Source organism: Streptomyces sp. NPDC046727, assembly GCF_040645635.1.
GTDB lineage: Bacteria > Actinomycetota > Actinomycetes > Streptomycetales > Streptomycetaceae > Streptomyces.
The window spans coordinates 61,937-81,835 of sequence record NZ_JBEYYR010000013.1; the positions used below are offsets into that span (position 1 = coordinate 61,937).

Consider the following 19,899-nt stretch of genomic DNA (forward strand, 5'->3'; position numbering starts at 1 on the left):
CATGGATGAAGGTAAGGCGGAGCGCGTGATCCGGGTAGTGGTGGTGGACGACGAGGCACTGGTCCGCTCGGGTTTCGAGCTCATTCTGGGCACGTCCGAGGACATCGAGGTCGTCGCGACGGCGAGCGGCAGCGAGGCCGTGGAGACCGTCCGCCGGGAGCGGCCGGACGTGGTGCTGCTGGACATACGGATGCCGGACGTCGACGGGCTCACCGTCCTGCGCGAGCTGCGGGCGGGGCCGGACGCTCCGGTGGTGGCGATGCTGACGACGTTCGACGCCGACGAGTACATTCTGACCGCGCTGCACTCGGGCGCGGCCGGGTTCCTGCTCAAGGACACCGAGCCGGAGCAGCTCGCCCCCTTGGTGCGCACCCTGGCAGCGGGCGGTGTGGTGCTCTCCCCCAAGGCGTCGCGGACCCTGCTGCACAGTCACCCCGGCACCGAGGTGACCGTCGACGAGGATGCGGCACGGGTCCGGCTGCTCACCGCCCGCGAGCGTGACGTCCTCGTCCTGGTGGCGGAGGGTCTGTCGAACGCCGACATCGGGGCGCGCATCCACCTGGGTGCCGGCACGGTGAAGGACCACGTCAGCGCGATCCTCACGAAGCTACGGGTGACGAGCCGGGTGCAGGCCGCGCTGCTGGCGCAGCGGGCCGGGCTGCTCGACGAACGCTCGCGGTCGAGGGCCGGGCGATGAATCGCGCCCGCGCTCTGTGGGAGCGTGTGCCCGCGCCGGTCGTCGACCTCGTCCTGGTGATCGCAGCGGCCGTGGACGCGCGGCTGAACCTGTTGGACGACACGCGCCTCGGCATCGCGCTGGCCACGCTCGGCTGCGCCGCGTTGGCCTTCCGGCGCCGGTTCCCGCTCGGCGTGTTCCTGCTCACCCTGCCCATCTCGCTGACGCAGCCCGTCGCCGTCGCTCCGCTCGCGGCGCTGTTCACGCTGGCCGAGCGTTCCCGCAACCGCCCTCTCCTCGCGGTCTGCGTCGCCCTGATCGCGGTCGCGAACAGCACTCCGTGGCCCCTGGCCGGCCTCACCGAGGTCGGCCGGACCATGACGCTGCTCACCTTCGTCTACGGCCTGGCGACCGCCGCCGCACCGGTCCTCATCGCACAGCTTCTTCAGACACACAGGGACTTGGCGCGGCGGCTTGTCGAGATCGAGGAGGCCAGGGAGCACGAGCGGGCGCTGCACGCCCAGGCCGTGCTCGCCCGCGAACGCGCCCAGCTGGCCCGCGAGATGCACGACGTGGTCTCCCACCAGGTCAGCCTGATCGCCGTACGGGCCGGAGCGTTGCAGGTCGCCGCCAAGGACGCGGACGCCAAGGAGGCTGCCCGCACGATCCGTTCGCTGAGCGTCACGACCCTTGACGAACTGCGCACGATGGTCACGCTGCTGCGCGCCTCCGGCGGCCACGTCACCGAGCTGACGCCGCAGCCCACCCTGGCCGATCTGCGCAAACTGGTGGAATCAAGCGGCACTCACGCACAGCTGACGGGTGAGCTGCCGCCCACCGTCGGCACCCCCACCCAACGTGCCCTCTACCGCACGGTCCAGGAGGCTTTGACCAACGTCCGCAAGCATGCCCCCGGCGCCACCGCTTGCGTCGAGCTGTGGCAGGGCGGCGACGAGGTCGGAGTGACCGTCACCAACACTGCGCCCACGCGCCCTTCCCTCTCGCTCCCCGGTTCGCAGCAGGGCTTGGTCGGTCTGCGGGAACGGGCCGAGATCCTGCACGGCACCCTGGCTGCGGGCCCGACCGCGGAGGGCGGCTACCGGGTGCGGCTGCGGATTCCCCTCAGTGCGGACTGACCGATCCCTTCGTGTTGTTCCGTCGGCTTGCGGCTCACGAGGACCGCTCGTGGAGCGCCACCAGCCACGCCCCCACAGCAGCAGTGCGGTGGGCAGCGTCGCCCCTACCAACGGCCATTCGGCGAGCGCGGCACGCACCACACCCCCGTACGCCGGGATGGCCCTGGGCATCCTGGTGGGGCGATCTGGTGGGCGTCGCCATGGGCCAGGGCCGAGGCGAGGGCGGGGAACAGGACCCACACCGCGTCGTCCATGCGTGCCGCTCGAGTCCTCTCGCCGAACTGGGTGGGCGCGGCGACGGCCGAACGCGATACCAGGAGCCCGTACACGCCGCCGAACTGCGCAGTCGGTTGGGCCGGCCAGGACCACACCGCACGTCCGCAACGGATGGCGGACTCGGTGTACATACAGGGCGTTTCGCGGTCTTGGTTTCCGTGGGTGCCGGTGCGTGGGGTTGTCCGGCCGGGAATGCGGCCGTGGACGACCGGACAACCCCGCGTGTGGTGGATCATCGCGCGGGGGCCAGGAGCTGGGTGGCCGCCAGCCGGGTGTACAGCCGGTCCCGGGCCACCAGTTCCTCATGGGTGCCCACGGCCCGGACATGTCCGCCGTCCATGACGACGATCCGGTCGGCGTCTGTCACCGTCGACAGACGGTGGGCCACCACCAGCACGGTGGTCTCGCGGGCCACCTCCGTGATGACGTCCCGCAGCGCCAGCTCGTTGACCGCGTCGAGCTGTGAGGTCGCCTCGTCCAGGAGCAGCAGCCGGGGCTTGCGGAGCAGGGCGCGGGCGATGGCGATGCGCTGCCGCTCGCCGCCCGACAGCTTCGAACCGCGGTGTCCGACCGGGGTGTCCAGGCCATGGGGCAGACGCTCGACGAGGGTGTCGAGCTTCGTCCGGGCCAGGACGTCGCGGATGTCGTCGTCCATCGCGCCGGGCGCCGCGAAGACCAGGTTCTCCCTCAGCGTACCGGCCAGCACGGGCGCGTCCTGCTCGACATAGCCGATGGCGGACCGAAGGTGAGGCAGTGACCAGTCCCGTACGTCCTTGCCGTCGACCAGGACCCGGCCGCCGGTGGCTTCGTAGAACCGCTCGATGAGCGCGAACACCGTCGACTTGCCCGCGCCCGAGGGACCGACGAAGGCGGTCATCCCGGTGCCCGGTACCTCGAAGCTCACCTGCTGGTGGGTGTACGGAAGGCCCGGGCGGTAGCGGAAGGACACGTCCTCGAAGCGGACCGACGCCGGACCCGACACCGCTGTCTCCTGCCTGAGCAGGGCGCGCTCCTGCCGGGCGGGTGTTTCCGTCGCCAGGCGTTCCACCTGCGCGATCCGGGAGATCGCGGCTGCCCCCTCCTGGTAGGAGGTCACGGCGTCGATCAGCTTGGACACCGGCTCGATCAGGTAGAAGAGGTACAGCAGGAAGGCGATGAGGGTGGACACGGGGATCTCTCCGGACGCCACGCGCGCCCCGCCGACCGCGAGCACGGCGAGGAAGGCCAGCTGGACGGCGAGTTCGTCGGCCGAGCCGGCCACGGCCTCCCACTTCGCGCTCTTCACACCGTGCCGCCACGCCCGCCGCGCCGCCGCCTCCACCCGGGCGGTCTCCCGCTCCTCGGCACCGGATGCCTTCACGGTGGGGAACGCCCCGAGAGACCGCTCCAGCGCGACGGAGATCTCCCCGACCTCCTCCTGCGCCCGCTCTGTGGCGCGGGCGATCCTCGGCATCACCAGGGCGACGGCCCCGCCGACCAGCACGACCACACCGAGCGTCACGCCCAGCAGTACGACGTCCAGGTACGCCATCATCACGATCGCCGCCACGAAGGCCACCGCGCCGGTGGCCGCGGAGACGACCGCCTGGGTGCTGACCGCCCGCAGCAGCGTCGTGTCCGAGGTGACCCGGGACATCAGATCACCCGGCGGGATCCGCTCCCACTCCGCGATCCGCAGCCGCAGCAACCGCCCCACCAGGGTGCGCCGCGCGGCCAGCACCACCGATTCCGCCGTCCGCTCCAGCACATACGCGCCGAACGCCTCGACCGCCGTGCCCAGCACCACCAGGACGGTGAGCGCGATCAGGATCCCGGCGATGGTCTCACCTGTCGCGAGCCGGTCCACGAGTGCCTTGGTGGCCAGCGGCTGCAGCAGTCCCCCGGCGACCCCAACGAGGGCGCAGAGCAGGCCGAGGGCGACGGCCCACCGGTGCGGGCGGACGTAGGCGTGCAGTGCCTTGATCGTTTCTCGGGTGGACAGGGGAGTTTCATCCGTCGCCGGGGCGGATGCGGTGTTCACGACGTTCCTTTCTTCTGCAGTCTGCCGGGCACCGCATCAGCGGTCCGGCGCACCAGGGCGTAAGCGTGTGTCGGCTCAGAGGAAGTCCTCGCGCTCGTTGTGTCGCGCACGGTGTGTCATGCCTCCAGCCTGGAAGCCCGTCCGCCCCGAGCCCACCCGGCACCCGGCGGGTCCTCCCCCGCCGGGTGGCTGAACCCGCCGCATGGCTGAACCCGCCGGGTGGCTGAAGAAGACCGTCGTCCGGTCGCACCGGGCCGGCCAGGGACGAGACTCCGCCGGTCGGCAGGGTGGTACCCGCCGATCGGCGGGGGCGTTACCGAATGCTGCCGGATGGTCCGCCCCTGACGGCCACGCGAGGTTCTCCGTATGACACAGACACAGCCGCCGCAGGAGACGTCAGCTCCCCAGGAGAACTCACCTCCGCCGCCCCGGACCTCCCCCGAGTCCGCCGTGCCGGCCTCGCCCGGTGTCTCGATGGGACGCCTCGTAGGGGTGGATCTGGCCCGCGCGCTGGCGGTGTTCGGCATGTACGTCGTGCACATCGGCCCCCCGCTGTCGGCCACGGACGGCGTCGCCAGCTGGATCCGGTACCTGGCGGACGGTCACTCGTCGGTCCTGTTCGCCACTCTCGCCGGGTTCTCGCTGATGCTGATCGCAGGCCGCCGCGAGCCCAGGACCGGCCTGGCCCGCCGGCAGGCGAAGGCCAGGATCGCGATCCGCGCCGTGGTCCTGCTGGCGCTGGGCACCGTGATGGCGATGGAGTACGGAGGAGTGATCATCCTCGGCTTCTACGGGGTCCACTTCCTCCTCGCCCTGCCCCTGGTGCGACTGCGCGCCAGAACGCTCGCGATCATCGCGGCCGCGCTCGCCCTCGTCACACCGCAGCTGGCGTTCGCCCTCACCCCGCTGCTGACCGACTCGGCCCGACAGAGCATCAACGCCTACGACCCGCTCCACCGGCTCAGCGACGTGGGAGTGCTCGATCTGCTGCTCAGCGGCTTCTACCCGGCGCTCACGTGGATGTCGTTCGTGATCGCGGGCATGGCGCTGGGCCGCCTCGACCTGTCCTCCGGCACTGTCCAGCGGCGCCTGGCCGCGCTCGGTGCCGCCCTCACCGTGACCGCATACGGCATGTCCTTGCTGCTCGCCGGCAAGGGCGCGTTGCGGAGCATGGCGGAGGACGGGTCGTCGTCCGGCGGCTCCGGTTCGATGCCCCTCGACAGCGGTTCGGTGCCCCTCGACGGCGGGTCGCTCCCCGATGTGCCGGCGTCGTCGCTCCTGACGGCCGGGCCGCACAGCGGCACCACGTTCGACATCATCGGCAGCGTCGGAGTCGCGATCCTCGTGATCGTGGGCGCGACGGTGGCGATGGACCGCCTGCCGCGACTGCGCCGCCCGGCGAAACCGGTCATCGCCGTGGGCACCATGTCCCTGACCGCCTACGTCGGCCACTTCCTCGCACAGTCCGCGCTGTCCGTGCCCGCCGGGACCGGCACCCAGCAGTCCTGGGTGCCCCTGCTCATGTTCATCCTCGGGGCGATCGTGTTCGCCGCGATCTGGTCAAGCTTCTTCCGCCGCGGCCCCCTGGAGTACCTGCTCAACGCCGCCACGAAGCCGGCGAAGTACCTCCGATGAGACCCGGCCGGGGTGGAACGCCGCCACGCTCCACCCCGGCCTGGACCGCTCATGGAACCGGCCAGCGCATAGTCCTCGCAGACTTCCACCCGTACGCCTGGCTCGTCGCCGAAAGACGCACCGAGGGCCACCAGTCCGCGTGCAGGCCGGCTCCGCCCACCACCCCACGGGGCTACGGATCAAGGGGACGCGCCGCCCACTCGGGGTCTACGAACTCACGTGGGACCTGCCTTTCCGCGCCACGCTCTACGAGTCGAAATCCAGCCCGTCGGGGGCTGCCTGATGCGTGGCGGAGTCCGTCAGGGCATCGAGCTGGGCGGCGATGTGGGGGTGGGTGGGGGTCAGGTGAGCGCGGGTGGCGTTGAGGGGGCGGACGAGAGCGGCGGGGTCGTCGTGAGCGAGAGCCGCGTGGAGTTGGCTGAGCGGGAGGCCCGCCGCAGTGGGCAGGTCGGTGAGGGCGGTGATCTGGCCGGCGATGCGGCGCAGGTCGGCCGCGTTGCGGCGGGCCCAGGTAGCGGTGGTGCGTTCGGCGGCGCGGCGCTCGCGGGCGGCCTGGACGCGTTGTTCGCCGGTGGTTCCTGCGGGGCCGGGGCGGCCCCGCAGGTAGCGGCGTTCGGCCGCCTGGCGGCTGGCGACGCCGAGGGGGTGCGCGAGGTCCGCCCAGCTGGCACCCGCCTTCCGGGCGGTTTCGATCAGGCCGGTTTCCCATCCGGCGAGCTGCTCGCGGACCTGCCGCAGCAGCAGAAGCGAGGCCAGGGCCTGCTCCGCGCTGACGTCGTGAGCCTGGGCAGTGCCCGGGCTCTCGTGCCGGGCGGCATGCAGGGCGTCGTCTATGGCTTGAAGGGCTGCTGCGGCGGCGAGGAACGAAGCCGGGCTTTGTGCGTCGGCGCTGGTCGGGGCCGGCTGGTCGGCCGGGGTCATGGGCACCTCCCTCGGGTCGTCATCCTTTCGATGACATTTTTGTTTGTCATCCATTGGATGACATGTTACAACGGTGTCAGTGAGGCGCATTGGCAGCAACTGCCCGAACCTTCCTGGAGGTGTTTTCCGATGTTGATGCGCACTGACCCCTTCCGTGAGCTCGACCGGCTGGCCCAGCAGCTGATGGGCCCGGGCACCTGGTCCAGGCCGTCCCCGATGCCGATGGACGCCTACCGCGAGGGCGACCAGTACGTGGTGGCCTTCGACATCCCCGGCGTCACCGCGGACGCGATCGAGATCGACGTCGAACGGAACATGCTCACCGTCAAGGCCGAGCGCCGGCCCGTGGCGAAGGCCGACGACGTGCAGATGGAGCTGTCGGAACGGCCGCTGGGCGTCTTCTCCCGCCAGATCGTGCTCGCTGACACCCTCGACACCGAGCACATCCAGGCCGACTACGACACAGGCGTGCTCACCCTGCGCATCCCGATCACCGAGCGCGCCAAGCCCCGCAAGATCGCCATCGGCTCCGGCCACAAGGAGATCTCCGGCTGAGCCGGACCAATAGGGGCTGAACAGCCGCGGAGGACGGGTACCTGATCTCCCCCTCGCCTGTCCTCCGCGCCCCGCGGACCGAGGAAGGGCGGCGGCCGACGTGACCGTGCGACGGGAAGCGTTCCTCGACCATGTGAAGGAACGCGGCGAGTACGACACCGTGCAGGAGGCCGAACGCGCGGCCCGCGTGGTGCTCGCCCTGCTGGGCGCACACCTGGTCGGCGAGGTACGCGCCCAGCTGGCGGCGCGCCTGCCGGAAGGTTTCGCTCTGATCCTGCTCAACCCGCTGCAGAGCGCCGAGCCGCTGCCCCCCGAGCGGTTCGTGCGCGCGACCGCGGCCTGGATCGAAGGCGCCACCGAAGAGACCGCGGCCTGGGACGTCAGCGCGGTCCTGTCCACGGCCGCCGACGCCGCCGGCGACGAACTCCTCAATCAGATCCTGCTCCAGCTCCCCGCGGGCTACGACCTCCTCTTCGGCCGCCCCCAGCCCACCTGACCCGCCAGTGGCCGCACACCGGCCACCACGACCCTGGTGACAGAAAGGCAACCACCGCAGTGATGTCCGACCACAGCGCACCCCTCCAGCACTCCTGCGGGAGGGCGTACGAGCAGATGCTGGAGAAGGTCCGCTACGACGGCGCCTACCCCACCCGCGCAAAGGCCGAGGAAGCCGTCCGCCTCGTCCTCGCCGGACTGGGACGCCAGCTGACCGGCGACGAACGCGTCGAACTCGCCGCCCGCCTGCCCCTCGAAGCCGCGCGCATCCTCACCGCCCAGGTCCCCGACATCCAGCCGCTGACCGGCTGGGCCTTCGTCAAAGACCTCGCCGCCCGCACCGGCGCCTCCCAGGCCACCACTCGCTGGGACACCGGATCAGTCTTCTCCGCCGTCGCGGCCTACGCCGGCCCCGATCTCCTCACCCGCATCCTGCGCCAGCTTCCCTCCGGCTACGCACTCTTGTTCGGCCGTGCCGAACTCACCCAAGCCGCATAGACAGGCCGAGCCTTGCCAGCACCACAGCACGCCGGTGACCGTGTCACGTACTCGGACGGCAACGCCCAGGGATGACATCGTTCTGGACCGGCAAACGCGTACGCCTGCGCGGTATCGAGCCCGACGACTGGACGGCGTTCATGCGCTTCACTGCGGACGAGAAAGGGCTGGGAGACCTGCCGCAGCCGCCTCGCCCCGCCGAGGGCTACCGCGTTTGGGCGAGGGAGCAAGCCGCTGCCAAGTCCGATGGCGACGGCGACCAGTTGGCAATCGAGGCCGTCGACACGGGCGCAATGGTCGGTGCTGTCGGCTCGCATCTTGCTGACGCTCGTGCAGGCTGGTTCGAGTACGGGGCGACGATCGGTGCTGAGCACCGGCGCAAGGGCTACGCGGTTGAAGCCGTCGTGCTGCTGCTGCGCTTCATGTTCGCCGAACGGCGCTATCACAGGTGCCAGGCACGGATCTTCGCCCACAACGAAGCGTCGCTGACGCTCCACCGGCGGCTCGGATTCACGGAGGAGGGCCGCCTGCGCGATCACGTGTTTTCGCTGGCCGGCACCGTGATCTCGTCATGATGGGCATGCTCGCTGACGAGTTCGCCCAACTGCACTCGATCAGCGACCTGTGAACTGATCGAGGAGCCAGCATCGAACGCGGCTCGAACTTGATCAGCTCCTCCGCAGTTCAGCGGACGTGCGGGCGGGGTCGACCTGGCGCTCGCGCCGGAACACCGCCGCGGGCACAGGGCTCTCTACGGAGGCCTCAACCAGGGGCGGATCGACGTGGCCCGACTGCGTCGCGCCCCGGCCTCGCTGCCGTTGCCGAGGCAGCGGACGGTCGGGGCGTGCTGGCCGCGGACGTCTCGCCGTGGCTGCGGCCGGACGCCAACTCCTGCCCTGGCCGGGCCTTCTGCCATACGTTCGGCCGCGGCGGGGCAAAGCACCAGACGGTCCCGGGGTGACCGTACTCGATCGTGGCCACCCTGCAGACCGGCCGCACCTCGTGGACGGCGGTACTGGACGCCGTCCGCCTGGAGCCCGGCGCCGACGTCGCGGCGGTGACCACGGCCCAGCCCCGCGAAGTCGTCGAGCAACTCATTGCCGCCGGCCAGTGGAGGCCGGGCGACGCCAGGATGTTGGTCGTGCTGGACGCAGTTTGTGACGCGCCGCGTATCGCTCATCTGCTGGGCGACCTGCCCGTCGAGGTCCTGGGCCGGCTGCAGTCGGACCGGGTGATGCGCAAGCCGGTCCCGGTGCCATGGATCTCACCGCCGCAGGGAGGCCGCCCGCCCAAGCACGGCGGCGAGTTCGTCTTCGGCGATCCGGCCACCTGGGCGCCGAGCAGGCCGTGACGGTCACCGACACCCGCCGCTACGGGAAGGCGATCGCGCAGGCGTGGGACCGGCTTCATCCCAGACTGACCCGGCGGGCGGGCTGGATGGATGACGGCGGCTCCCCCATCCGGGACCTGGTCGCCGAGGAACTGCACCGCCCCGGCCCCCGTGTGGTCATCGCCCACTCCCTGGGCAGCGTCATCGTGTTCGACATGCTGACGCGCAAGGACATCGGCCCTGGCCCGGACGGCCTGCAGCATCTGGTCACCTGCGGCTCGCCGCTGGCATGGCCGACCATTCGCCGCTCCCTGGGCCACGACGGGCTGCTTCGGATCCCGCAGGGAATCCAGTGGCTCAACCTCCACGCAGCCGGCGACGTCGTCGCGCAGTCACGCGGCCTGGCCCACGTCGCATCGGACGCACACGACGAAGCTGTCCACGACGGCGTATACCGGACTCCGCACTCTAGAGCTGAACTACACCCTGGTCAGCACCCGACAACTGCTCACTTCCAAGCGAGCCGCAACAGCAGCCCGAAGCAGGTCCAAGCCCTGGTACGGCGGATCGAGGAGGAGCAGGACGGCCGGCTGGACGTGCTCGTCAACTCCGTGTGGGGCGGGGATCCTCTGACCGACTGGGAACACCCGCTGTGGGAACAGGACCTGGAGAACGGTCTGCGGCTCGTAGGGCAGGCGGTGGAGACCCACATCGTCACCAGCCGGTACGCGGTGGCCAAGGACCCGAACTTCGCCCACTCGGAGACGCCCGCCTACCTGGGACGGGCCGTCGCCGCGCCCGCCGCCGACCCCGATGTCATGGCCAAGAGCGGCCGGGCGCTCGCCACTCGGGCCTGTACCGCGAGTACGGGTTCACCGATGCCGACGGCAGGCAGCCGGACTTCGCCGCGCAGTGGGCCGCGTCACTGGAAGCCCAGTACGGTCCGCTCGGCGAGCCGCTCTGACCACGCCGTCGGGCCGGTCCGCGACCGTCGGACCGGTGAGATCGTGAACCACGCCCACCTGCGAGAGTGAGCCGTATGAAGAAGGGGGAAGCGCCGATGGCCGACGCGGTCCGGGCAGGCGCCGCCGACTGGGGGCCCGCCGGTCTCACCGGCCGGGAGCACGAACGGGATGTCCTCGACGGGCTCTTGGCGGGAGCCTGGGAGGGCCGGGGCGGGGCCGTGGTGCTCCTCGGCGAGCCGGGGTCGGGCAAGACAGCACTGCTCGACCGGTGTGCCGAGGCGGCCGGGGGAAGGGCGCGGCTGTTGCGGTGCACGGGTGTCGAGTCGGAGGCGGCTCTGCCGTACGCCGGTCTCCAGGTGCTCCTCCGGGGCACCCTGGACCGGATGCGGAGTCTGCCCGAGCATCAGCTGCGGGCGCTGCGCGGGGCGGTCGCGCTGGACGATGCGCCCGCCGGGGACCGGTTCCTGCTCGGGGCCGCGACGCTGGGCCTGCTCGACGAGCTGGCCGAGGAGTGTCCGATCGTGGTCCTGGTCGACGACGCGCACTGGCTGGATCTGGAGACCGTGGACGCGCTGCTGTTCGCGGCCCGCCGGATCGGCATGGGGCGGGTGGCCATGGTGTTCGCCGCGCGTGAGGGTTCGGCGGCCTTCGCCGGTGCCCCGGGTCTGCCGGTGCTGCACCTCGGGCCGCTGACCGACGAGGAGGGCGCGGCGCTGCTCGCGGGCTGGGCACCCGATCTGCACGCCACCGTGAGCAGCCGGATCCTCGCGCTCGCGCAGGGCAATCCGCTCGCCCTGGTCGAGCTGGCAGGGGCTCTGACGGCGGCCCAGCGGGACGGGAGCGAGCCGCTGGACGCGCGGGAGATCGCCGTCCTGCCGGCGTCCTGGCGGGTGCGGCGGATCTTCGACGAGCGGATCCGGGTGCTGCCCGCGCCGACCCGTCTGCTGCTGACGGTCGCCGCGACGGACGACACCGGTGACGTGGCCCTGGTGGTGGCGGCGGGGGAACGGCTGGGCGCGACCGCCGGGGACCTCGGGCCCGCGGAGGCGGCGGACCTGGTGCGGGTGTCCGGGCGCCGGCTGGTGTTCCGGCATCCGCTGGTGCGGGCCGCCGCGTACCAGGGGGCGGTACTGGCCGAGCGGACGGCCGCGCACCGGGCGCTCGCCGACGCGGCACCCGCGGCCGGGGACATGGGTCGCCGGGCCTGGCACCTGGCGGCGGCCACCGTCGGCTACGACGAGGAGGTCGCCGCCGAACTGGAGCGCAGCGCCGAGCTGTTCCGCTCGCGGGGCGGCCGTGCGGCGGTGGCCGCCGCCTATCGGCGGGCCGCGCGGCTGACCGAGGAACCGGAGGCCCGGTCACTCCGGCTGGCCGCCGCGGCGGCCGCCGCGGCCGAGGCTGGGCAGGTGGAGCTCGCGGGCATGCTCGCCGACGAGGCGGGGCCGGTGAGCGGCCCGCCGGCCGTCGCCCGGCTCGCGAGCGTCCGGGCGGCGCTCGAACACGGGCAGGGCCGCGCGGAGTCGGCTCGGCTGCTGCTCGTCGAGGCGACCTCCGAGGTGACGGCGTACCGTCCCGCCATGGGTGCGTGGCTGCTGTTCGAGGCGGCGGCGATGGCCTGGGACGCGCCGGATCCGGTGGCGGCGGCCCGGGACACCCGGGTGCGTGTGGCCGGTCTGGACTTCGGCGGGCATCCCGTGCACCGCGGCGCGGCCGGGGTGCTCGACACGCTGGCGGGTGATCCGGTGGGCGGGGCTGCGGCGATACGGGAGTTCGCCGGCTACGTCGTCCGGACCCGGCAGGAGCGCAGCCTGGCCGACCAGGTGCGGCTGCACGGCTGGGACATGCTGCTCGGCGAGTACCGCACGGTGCACGACGAGGCCGTGGCCCTGGAGCAGGAGTGCCGTGCCGAGGGTGCCGTCGGGGTGCTGCCGCGGGTGCTGCTGCGGCTGGCGCGGCTGCGGCTTTTCCTGGGCCGGCACCGGGATGCGTATGCGACGGCGGTCGAGGGTCTGGAGATGGCCCGTGACACCGGTCAGCACCATCTCGCCGCGATGCTCAGTGGCGTCCTGGCCGTGCTCGCTGCACTCGACGGTGCGGAGCAGCCGGGTGCCCGGCCGGGACAGGACTTCTGCCCGGGCATCGCGCCGAGCCCGATGTGGCAGGCCAGGGCCCAGGGTCTGCTCGACCTCGGACTCGGCCGCTACGACGCCGCCCTGCAACGATTCGCCGTGCTCACCGGAGGGCCGTACCGGCACCTCATGGTCTCCGTGCACAGCCTGCCCGACCAGGTGGAGGCGGCCGTCCGGATCGGCCGGCCCGACGACGCCGAACCGGCCGCCGGGCGTTTCACCCGCTGGGCGGCGGCCACCGGGACTGCGTGGGCGGGGGCGGTGGAGCTGCGCTGCCGCGCCCTGCTCGCACCCGAGGGACAGGCCGGGCAGTGGTACGAGCGGGCACTCGACGCGCACGAGGGGGACGGCCGCCCGTTCGAGGAGGCACGTACCCGGCTGTTGTACGGGGAGTGGCTGCGCCGGACCCGGCGGCGGAACGACGCCCGCGAGGCGCTGACCATGGCCCTGCATGCCTTCGAGCGGGTCCAGGCGACGGCATGGGCGGACCGGACCCGCACCGAGCTGAGGGCCGCGGGCGCCGCTGCGCCCGCCGCCCCGGCGGCGGGCGCGGACGTCGCGGGCCGGCTGACGCCGCAGGAGCTGTCGGTGGTCCGGCTCGCCGCGACGGGCCTGAGTAACCGGGACATCGGGGCCCGGCTGTTCCTGAGTCCGCGCACGGTCGGCTATCACCTGTCCAACGCGTACCCGAAGCTCGGCGTGACCTCGCGGGCCGCCCTCGGCACGCTGGACCTGAGCTGACGAGCCGATGGCGGCCGACCAGGTAGGGACCCCGGTCATCTGACGGATCCGCGGGTACCGACCCCGTTCCTACTGTTCCTCCTGTTCGACCAACGAGTCACCAAGTCAACGAGTCAATGAGTCAATGAGTCAATGAGTCAACGGGAGGATTCATGAGGATTCTGGTGCTGGGTGCCACCGGCTACATCGGCTCCGCCGTGGTGTCGCAACTGACGCTGGCGGGCCACGACGTGGTGCCCCTGGTGAAGGACGCGGCCGCGCTGCATCCGGACGTGCCGGTGCGGGTGGGTGATCTGACCGACCCGGCGTCGCTGCGCTCGGCGGTGACGGACGACGTGGACGCGGTGGTGAACCTGGCCACGCCGACCGGCGACGAGGCGGTGGACACCGCCGCCCTGGAGGCGCTGCTCGCGCCGCTGCGCGGCACCGGCCGGGCGTTCGTCTACACCAGCGGCGTGTGGGTGCTCGGCGCCACCGGGGACGCCCCGGTGACCGAGGACGCCGACACCGACCCGATCGCGATCGTCGGCTACCGGCCGCGGATCGAGCAGCGGGTGCTGGCCGCCGCCGGGGACGACGTGCGGGCCGTCGTGATACGCCCGGGCATCGTGTACGGCCGGGACGGCGGCATCACCGCCCTGATGACCGGCTGGGCCCGGCAGCACGGCACCGGCCGCTACGTGGGCTCGGCGGCGACCCGCTGGCCGATGGTGCACGTGGACGACCTCGCCGAGCTGTACGTCATCGCGCTGACCAAGGCCGACTCGGGCGACCTCCTGCACGGCGTGGCGCACGAGTCCGTCCCGGTGGCCGCGGTCGCCGCGGCCGCCGACGTCGCCGCGGGCGGCACCGGCCGGGCCGAGCCGTGGCCGCTCGCGGAGGCCTCGGAGGTGCTCGGGGCGCCCTTCGCCGAGGCGCTCGCACTGGACCAGGTCGTGTCGGGGCGGCGCGCCGTCGAGGAGCTGGGCTGGCTGCCGAGCCGCCCGCACGTCCTCACCGAGCTGGCCGGAGGCACCCGTGGCTGACACCGCCGTCCTGGCACCACCGATCTGCCGCACCTGCGGCACCCAGTACGCCGACCGGCGTCCGGACTGCCCCGTCTGCCTGGACGAACGGCAGTACGTGGGCCACGACGGCCAGCGCTGGACCACCCTGGCCGAGCTGCGCGAGGAGGGCCACAGCGGCCGCTTCGAGGAGCAGGGGCCCGACGTGCTCGGCGTCGGCGTCACTCCGCAGTTCGCCATCGGCCAGCGAGCCCTGCTGCTGCGCACCGCCGCCGGGAACGTGCTGTGGGACTGCGTGCCGTACCTCGACGACGCGGTGGTGCGGGCCGTCGAGGAGGTCGGCGGCATCGACCACATCGCGATCAGCCACCCGCACTTCTACTCCTCGATGGTGGAGTGGGCGCACGCTTTCGACGCGCCCGTCCATCTGCACGAGGCCGACCGGCAGTGGGTGGGCCGGCCGGACCCGGCCCTGCGGTTCTGGAGCGGCCGCACCCACCGGCTCACCGACGAGCTGACGCTGATCAACCCGGGGGTGCACTTCCCGGGCAGTGCGGTGCTGCACTGGAGCGCGGGCGACGGGGCGCTGTTCACCGGCGACGTGGTCAACGTCTGCCCGGACGGCCGCTGGGTGACCGTCATGTACAGCTACGCCAACCACATTCCGGAGCGCCCGCACGCCGTTCGCGCGGCGGCGGACCTGCTCGCCGGCTACCGCTTCGAGAGGATCTACGGCGCCTGGTGGGACCGGGTCGTCACCTCCCACGGCAACGAAGTTCTGGCTCGGTCCGTCGACCGCTATCTCCGCTTCGAACAGGCCGCGGTCCCGGGCGACTGACCCACCCACCACAGGAGCTGCCCCCTCGTGGCACGGTGGCCAGAAGGTGGGCTGGGGCACGGCCGCCCTGGCCACGGCCCACTGCCTGACCGGCTGTGCCCTCGGAATGGTTCTCTCCACCGCCCTGGGCTGGGGCGACGCAACCTCCATCGCAGTGTCCGTGGTCCTCGCCTTCCTCTTCGGCTACGCGCTGGCCATGCGGGGAGTCCTGCTCACGGGTGCCGGCCTTCGGCAGGCGGCGGTGGCACTGGCCGCCGATACCCTGTCGATCGCCGTCATGGAGATCACGGACAACCTGACGATGGTCGCGTTTCCCGGCGCGATGGCCGCCCCTCTGGGCGAAGCCGTGTTCTGGACCGCTCTCGCGCTCGCACTGGCCGTCGCCTTCGTCGCCACGCTTCCGGTCAACAAGTGGCTGGATCGGAAGCGGCGCCGGCCATGCGGCCTTGCCCGCCCACCACACCTGACCCACACGACGAACCGGAACCACGCATGCCCTCCTCGACCGCTGCCGCAGTTGCCGCCCGGAGGCCGGCGACGACGATCTGGCCGGACAGCCCATCGGCTACTGGAGCGGCGCGGTGCACCGGGCCGTCATCGGCTACATCCGTGACGCCATGGCCCGGGCCGACATCACCCAGCCGCAGTTCTGGACGCTGGGCCGGGTCGAGGCCGAACCCGGCCTGTCCCGGGCCGACCTCACCACCCGGCTGGAAAGTGTCATCGACCAGCAGCTCGGCGCACCCATCATGCTTACTTCCTGTCGGCCTACGCACCGGACCTCAACCCCGTTGAGGCCATCTGGTCACTGCCGTGGCGCAGCAGTCAGGCCAATACCGCATTCACCGCCCCCGACCACCTCATGAGCACGCTCCGACACGGTCTCCGCCAGATCCAGTAGCGCAGCAACCTCGTCGACGGATGTCTCACCGAAACCGGCCTCACCATGACGACATCACGGCAACAAGGTCAGTAGATCCCCCGGCCCCAGTGGCGGTGAGCTACGCGGCGGCTTCGGCGTCGGTCAGGAGCAGCACCTGCGTCGGTCGCGTGCGTGACACGGTCCAGAGGCCAGTGCGAGCGGCAGCGCCCGCCCGTACTCGGATGCCGCGCGGCTGGAAGGGCCTGATCGCCAGACGACCGCGCTTGGGCCTCTCTAGGCTCGATCATGAACTGGACGAATGCGCTGGCTGTCTTCGGAGCAGTCACCGGCGCGGCCGGCTTCGGCTGGCAGATATGGAGCCACCGTCTCACCGGTGGCCGTGTCAAGGTCTTATCCACCCGGCTGAAGCACAACGGTCGCTGGTGGGTGCGAACCGACGTGTCGAATGTGGGCCGCCTGGACGTGACGATCGTCGGCCCGCCGCAACCAGCTCGCCGACGAGTCACCCACCAACTAGGGCGTGGATCGAATGTGCTGGTCACCACCACTCGTTGATGGCCGCGACATGGCGGAGGATCACCCCGCGACGGGTGGGTTCAGCCCTCATAGCGACCACCCTGGCCACCTGACGGCCTCCGGCCCGGGCGAACAGCGCCGGATTCAGTCGAGCGGGTCAGGCCCAACGGCCTGGTGCTGTCCGTTCTGGGGCTCTGGCTCAATTTCCGTGACCTGCGCACGCTGAGTCACGGTCGTGTTGGGCTCCTGAAAGTCGCCCGAAAATGATCAGTGGTGACCTCGGGTGCCTGACAGTTCGGGACCGTGGAAGAAGTGGGCGTCCCACTGGAGGAGTTGCTGTTCCCGTCGATCGCGGACGTGTCGGTGGTGTCGGTGGACGTGAGCAGCGAGACGATACGAGTCGAGGCCCGCAGCACAACGACCGGTTCAGCGTGTTCGGGCTGCGGGAACTGGTCAATCCGGGTTCATAGCTCCTACCTGCGGTTTCCTGCGGATGTCCCCAGCGCCGGGCGCCGGGTGGTGCTTTGCCTTCGAGTCCGTCGCTTCGCCTGCCCCGTCGCTTCGTGCGGGCGACGGACGTGGTTGAGCAGGTGCCGGGATTGACCCGGAGATACGGCCGGTGGACCGAGCGTCTGCGTTCGACGCTGGCGGCGATCGGCCTCGCCCTGGCCGGCCGGGCGGGAGCCCGGATGGCTGGAGTCTTTGGGGTATCCGTCAGCCGCAGCACGGTGCTGCGGCTCGTCGAGGCGCTGCCCGAACCGGATCTGCCAGCCCCAAGAGTGGTCGGCGTCGACGAGTACGCGACGCGCAAAGGCCGGCACTACGGCACGGTGCTGGTCGACGTCGAAACGCGACGGCCGGTGGACCTGCTGCCAGGCCGGGAGGCATTGAGCCTGGCCGCCTGGCTGGCCAAGAGGCCAGGGATCGAGGTCGTCTGCCGGGACCGGGCTCCGTTCTTCGCCGAAGGCGCCACCGTCGGGGCACCGCAGGCAGTGCAGGTGGCGGACCGCTGGCACCTGTGGCACAACCTCAGCGAAGCCGCCGAACGGTGCGTCGCCGACCATCGGGGCTGCCTGCGAGGCATGGCAGCCGAGCCATCCCAACAGGTCAAGGCACCAGAAGGATCAGCTGACCCCACTGGCTCGCCGTGGCCCACTGGCCACCGGTTCGCAGACAGAACCCGGTCCAACCATGCCGCCGTCCACGCCCTGCTGGCGGCCGGCCACAGCCGCCGCGCGGTCCAACGCCAGCTCGGGATGACCTACCGCACGGTCAAGCTTCTCGCCGACGCCACCACCCCGGAAGGCCTCTTCCACGGCCAGTGGCAGGGCCGCCCCTCCGTCCTCGACGGGTACAGGCCCTACCTGGACGACCGTTGGAACCAGGGCTGCACCAACGCCTGGAGGGCATGGGAGGAGATCGTGCCACTCGGCTACAAGGGCAGCTACCAGCGAGTTCGCGCCTACTTCCGCACCAAACGTCTTTCGGCCGATCCGGGCACCGCACCCCCGCCCAGGCCCCGCACCGTCACCGGCTGGATCCTGCGCCACCCCGACTCCCTCTCCGAGGTCGATCGGCTCCGGCTCAAGGCCGTCATGGCCCACTGTCCCGAATTGGAAGCCCTCGCCGGACATGTCCGCCCCTTCGCCCAGATCCTCACCGAGCGACAGGGCCAACGGCTGCCCGAGTGGCTCGACGTAGTCCGCCAGGACGACCTGCCCGGTCTCCATACCCTCGCCGCCGGCATCGATCGCGACCGGGCCGCGGTCATCGCTGGGCTCACGCTGCCCTGGAGCTCGGGCGTCGTGGAAGGGCACGTCAACCGCATCAAGATGCTCGAACGCCAGATGTTCGGCCGAGCCGGCTTCGCACTCCTGAGGAAACGAGTGCTCCTCGCTCCCTGACGATGCAACACGTGAAACGCTTCCGGCATCGATCAACCCCACCGCAGGAGCCGCGAATGTCCAGGACCGCCGACATCGATCTCGTGTTCGCACGTGCCGTCACCGTGGGCGCCGTGGTGCGATCTCTGGCCGGTGAGGGGTGGTCGCTGCAGGAACCGCTTGGTATCTCCTACGTGGTCAACAACGACGACCTGTTCGACTGGCAGTCGACTTCAACCGACCAGGCAGCTGAGGTCCTGACCCTGGTCGATTCACCGGCCAACGTCCACCACGACGTCGGTGTCTGCATCTATCACTCAACTGCGGAAACTGGTGGCCAACTGCTTTTCCATGCCGGCCGATCGCACTGTTCCTTCATCCCGACGATCGACCGGCGGAGCCTCTCCGGAGCACCAGCTCTCACGGACATGGCCTGGTATCTGAACGCACTGGTGCCGCCCCTGCTTGCACTGGGGCTGGCCAGCTACGAAGCGAGAGACCTCGCTGACTGAGACTCCTTCGTCAGCAGCTCTCGGTCGACATCCGGGCAGCACGCGCATACGGAAAAGCCCTCGCTGCCTACCCAGCCGGTGTCACTCACAGCCACACGATCACGGAACTTGAGCCAGAGCCCGTTCTGGTGAACATCGAGGGCGGCACGAACCAGCGCCTCCAAAGCGCTTGTGTCGCTGCGGTTGGGGCGATCGGTCCCGCAAGGCGCATCGTCTCAGGGGATGAAGGCGCTTCCGTCGCCTGACTGATCACGCCGCGTAGGTCTTGTACCAGCGGCTCATACGAGTCCGCCGCGCAGGCTGATGGAGCGCGTCTCGGGTTGACCGAGGATAAGCCGCATGAGCATTCACCCGACCCCCGCCACGTCCTTGGCGCCACCGCCCCGTTGGGCGCTATGGGCCGCGCATCTGGCCACGCTGGTGGTGTTGCCCAGTGGGCTGTGGCGCATCGTCTTGGTGATCGGAATCCCCGCTGGCTATACGGAGACGGGCTTCGAGTCCTTCGAAACGTTCGGGGCCAAGGTGTGGATGCTGACGCTCAGCGTGCTCAGCGAGTTGGTCGCCTTCTTGACGATCGGCCTGGTGCGGCCATGGGGCGAGGTGGTGCCGCGCTGGATACCGCTGATCGGGGGGCGAAGAGTCCGTCCTATGGCTGCCGTCGTCCCCGCTGCTCTCGGCGCAGCGGCTCTGACCCTGATCTGGGCCAACGTCCCCTGGTGGTGGACGTATCCGCACGAGAACATGACCCCCACCGGGAACCTGATCGTCGGCATCCTCTACCAGCCGTTGTTCCTCTGGGGCCCGCTGACCGCAGCCGTCACCGTCTCCTACTACCGCCGCTGTCGTGCGGTACAGCACAGGGCATCGGCTGGCTGAGGTACTCGGC

The 19,899-nt window shown here is 71.1% G+C and carries 18 protein-coding genes and 3 pseudogenes; 19 read left to right on the forward strand and 2 right to left on the reverse strand.

The features are described from left to right. Nucleotide 1 precedes the first annotated feature (1 nt). Nucleotides 2-697, forward strand: a complete 696-nt coding sequence (locus tag ABZ937_RS18305) for a response regulator transcription factor (protein WP_361692968.1) — start codon at nucleotides 2-4, stop codon at nucleotides 695-697. Then, nucleotides 694-1,812 carry a histidine kinase gene (locus ABZ937_RS18310; protein ID WP_361692970.1) on the forward strand — a complete coding sequence of 373 codons (1,119 nt, stop codon included), beginning with the start codon at nucleotides 694-696 and terminating at the stop codon, nucleotides 1,810-1,812. Before ABZ937_RS18305 ends, ABZ937_RS18310 begins: the two co-directional genes overlap by 4 nt. 508 nt (nucleotides 1,813-2,320) lie before the next feature. Here the strand turns inward: ABZ937_RS18310 and ABZ937_RS18315 are convergent. Further along, nucleotides 2,321-4,108 (reverse strand): ABC transporter ATP-binding protein, encoded by a 1,788-nt coding sequence (locus ABZ937_RS18315; protein ID WP_361692972.1) that lies wholly within the window; start codon nucleotides 4,106-4,108, stop codon nucleotides 2,321-2,323. 366 nt (nucleotides 4,109-4,474) lie between these two features. On the opposite strand from ABZ937_RS18315, the gene ABZ937_RS18320 reads away from it, so the two are divergent. Then, nucleotides 4,475-5,743, forward strand: a complete 1,269-nt coding sequence (locus ABZ937_RS18320) for a DUF418 domain-containing protein (protein ID WP_361692974.1) — start codon at nucleotides 4,475-4,477, stop codon at nucleotides 5,741-5,743. Between the two features lie 246 nt (nucleotides 5,744-5,989). Here ABZ937_RS18320 and ABZ937_RS18325 read toward each other — a convergent pair whose 3' ends face one another. Continuing rightward, nucleotides 5,990-6,664 (reverse strand): type III effector protein, encoded by a 675-nt coding sequence (locus ABZ937_RS18325; protein ID WP_361692976.1) that lies wholly within the window; start codon nucleotides 6,662-6,664, stop codon nucleotides 5,990-5,992. 129 nt (nucleotides 6,665-6,793) lie between these two features. Between ABZ937_RS18325 and ABZ937_RS18330 the strand changes: the two genes are divergently transcribed. The 16 genes and pseudogenes from ABZ937_RS18330 (at nucleotide 6,794) to ABZ937_RS18405 (ending at nucleotide 19,889) form a co-directional block, all read left to right on the forward strand. Further along, nucleotides 6,794-7,219: an Hsp20/alpha crystallin family protein gene (locus tag ABZ937_RS18330; protein WP_361692978.1), complete on the forward strand. Its 426-nt coding sequence runs from the start codon at nucleotides 6,794-6,796 to the stop codon at nucleotides 7,217-7,219. A gap of 100 nt (nucleotides 7,220-7,319) precedes the next feature. Continuing rightward, entirely contained in the window at nucleotides 7,320-7,715 is a 396-nt protein-coding gene (locus tag ABZ937_RS18335; protein WP_361692980.1) for a DUF2267 domain-containing protein, read from the forward strand. Between the two features lie 62 nt (nucleotides 7,716-7,777). Further along, nucleotides 7,778-8,212, forward strand: coding sequence for a DUF2267 domain-containing protein (locus ABZ937_RS18340; protein WP_361692982.1), 435 nt, complete (start codon nucleotides 7,778-7,780; stop codon nucleotides 8,210-8,212). A 71-nt stretch (nucleotides 8,213-8,283) separates the two neighbouring features. Next, nucleotides 8,284-8,787, forward strand: coding sequence for a GNAT family N-acetyltransferase (locus tag ABZ937_RS18345; RefSeq protein WP_361692984.1), 504 nt, complete (start codon nucleotides 8,284-8,286; stop codon nucleotides 8,785-8,787). A 129-nt stretch (nucleotides 8,788-8,916) separates the two neighbouring features. Next, nucleotides 8,917-9,649: pseudogene (locus tag ABZ937_RS18350) on the forward strand (transposase); the annotation flags it as partial. Between the two features lie 429 nt (nucleotides 9,650-10,078). Continuing rightward, a pseudogene (locus tag ABZ937_RS18355) lies at nucleotides 10,079-10,506 on the forward strand (short-chain dehydrogenase); the annotation flags it as partial. A gap of 75 nt (nucleotides 10,507-10,581) precedes the next feature. Then, nucleotides 10,582-13,377: an AAA family ATPase gene (locus ABZ937_RS18360; RefSeq protein WP_361692986.1), complete on the forward strand. Its 2,796-nt coding sequence runs from the start codon at nucleotides 10,582-10,584 to the stop codon at nucleotides 13,375-13,377. A 152-nt stretch (nucleotides 13,378-13,529) separates the two neighbouring features. Then, nucleotides 13,530-14,402 (forward strand): NAD-dependent epimerase/dehydratase family protein, encoded by an 873-nt coding sequence (locus ABZ937_RS18365; protein ID WP_361692988.1) that lies wholly within the window; start codon nucleotides 13,530-13,532, stop codon nucleotides 14,400-14,402. Next, on the forward strand, nucleotides 14,395-15,219 hold the full coding sequence (locus ABZ937_RS18370; protein ID WP_361692990.1) for an MBL fold metallo-hydrolase: 825 nt from the start codon (nucleotides 14,395-14,397) through the stop codon (nucleotides 15,217-15,219). Before ABZ937_RS18365 ends, ABZ937_RS18370 begins: the two co-directional genes overlap by 8 nt. 46 nt (nucleotides 15,220-15,265) lie before the next feature. Further along, on the forward strand, nucleotides 15,266-15,832 hold the full coding sequence (locus ABZ937_RS18375) for a DUF4396 domain-containing protein (protein ID WP_361692992.1): 567 nt from the start codon (nucleotides 15,266-15,268) through the stop codon (nucleotides 15,830-15,832). Between the two features lie 141 nt (nucleotides 15,833-15,973). Then, nucleotides 15,974-16,195 (forward strand): annotated as a pseudogene (locus ABZ937_RS18380) (IS630 family transposase); the annotation flags it as partial. A 192-nt stretch (nucleotides 16,196-16,387) separates the two neighbouring features. Beyond that, nucleotides 16,388-16,657: a hypothetical protein gene (locus ABZ937_RS18385; protein WP_361692994.1), complete on the forward strand. Its 270-nt coding sequence runs from the start codon at nucleotides 16,388-16,390 to the stop codon at nucleotides 16,655-16,657. A gap of 339 nt (nucleotides 16,658-16,996) precedes the next feature. Further along, entirely contained in the window at nucleotides 16,997-17,221 is a 225-nt protein-coding gene (locus tag ABZ937_RS18390; RefSeq protein WP_361693216.1) for a transposase family protein, read from the forward strand. Further along, nucleotides 17,182-18,522 carry an ISL3 family transposase gene (locus tag ABZ937_RS18395; RefSeq protein WP_361692996.1) on the forward strand — a complete coding sequence of 447 codons (1,341 nt, stop codon included), beginning with the start codon at nucleotides 17,182-17,184 and terminating at the stop codon, nucleotides 18,520-18,522. Before ABZ937_RS18390 ends, ABZ937_RS18395 begins: the two co-directional genes overlap by 40 nt. A 56-nt stretch (nucleotides 18,523-18,578) precedes the next feature. Then, nucleotides 18,579-19,013 (forward strand): hypothetical protein, encoded by a 435-nt coding sequence (locus ABZ937_RS18400; RefSeq protein ID WP_361692998.1) that lies wholly within the window; start codon nucleotides 18,579-18,581, stop codon nucleotides 19,011-19,013. 339 nt (nucleotides 19,014-19,352) lie between these two features. Beyond that, nucleotides 19,353-19,889 (forward strand): hypothetical protein, encoded by a 537-nt coding sequence (locus ABZ937_RS18405; RefSeq protein ID WP_361693000.1) that lies wholly within the window; start codon nucleotides 19,353-19,355, stop codon nucleotides 19,887-19,889. The last annotated feature ends 10 nt before the right edge of the window (nucleotides 19,890-19,899 follow it).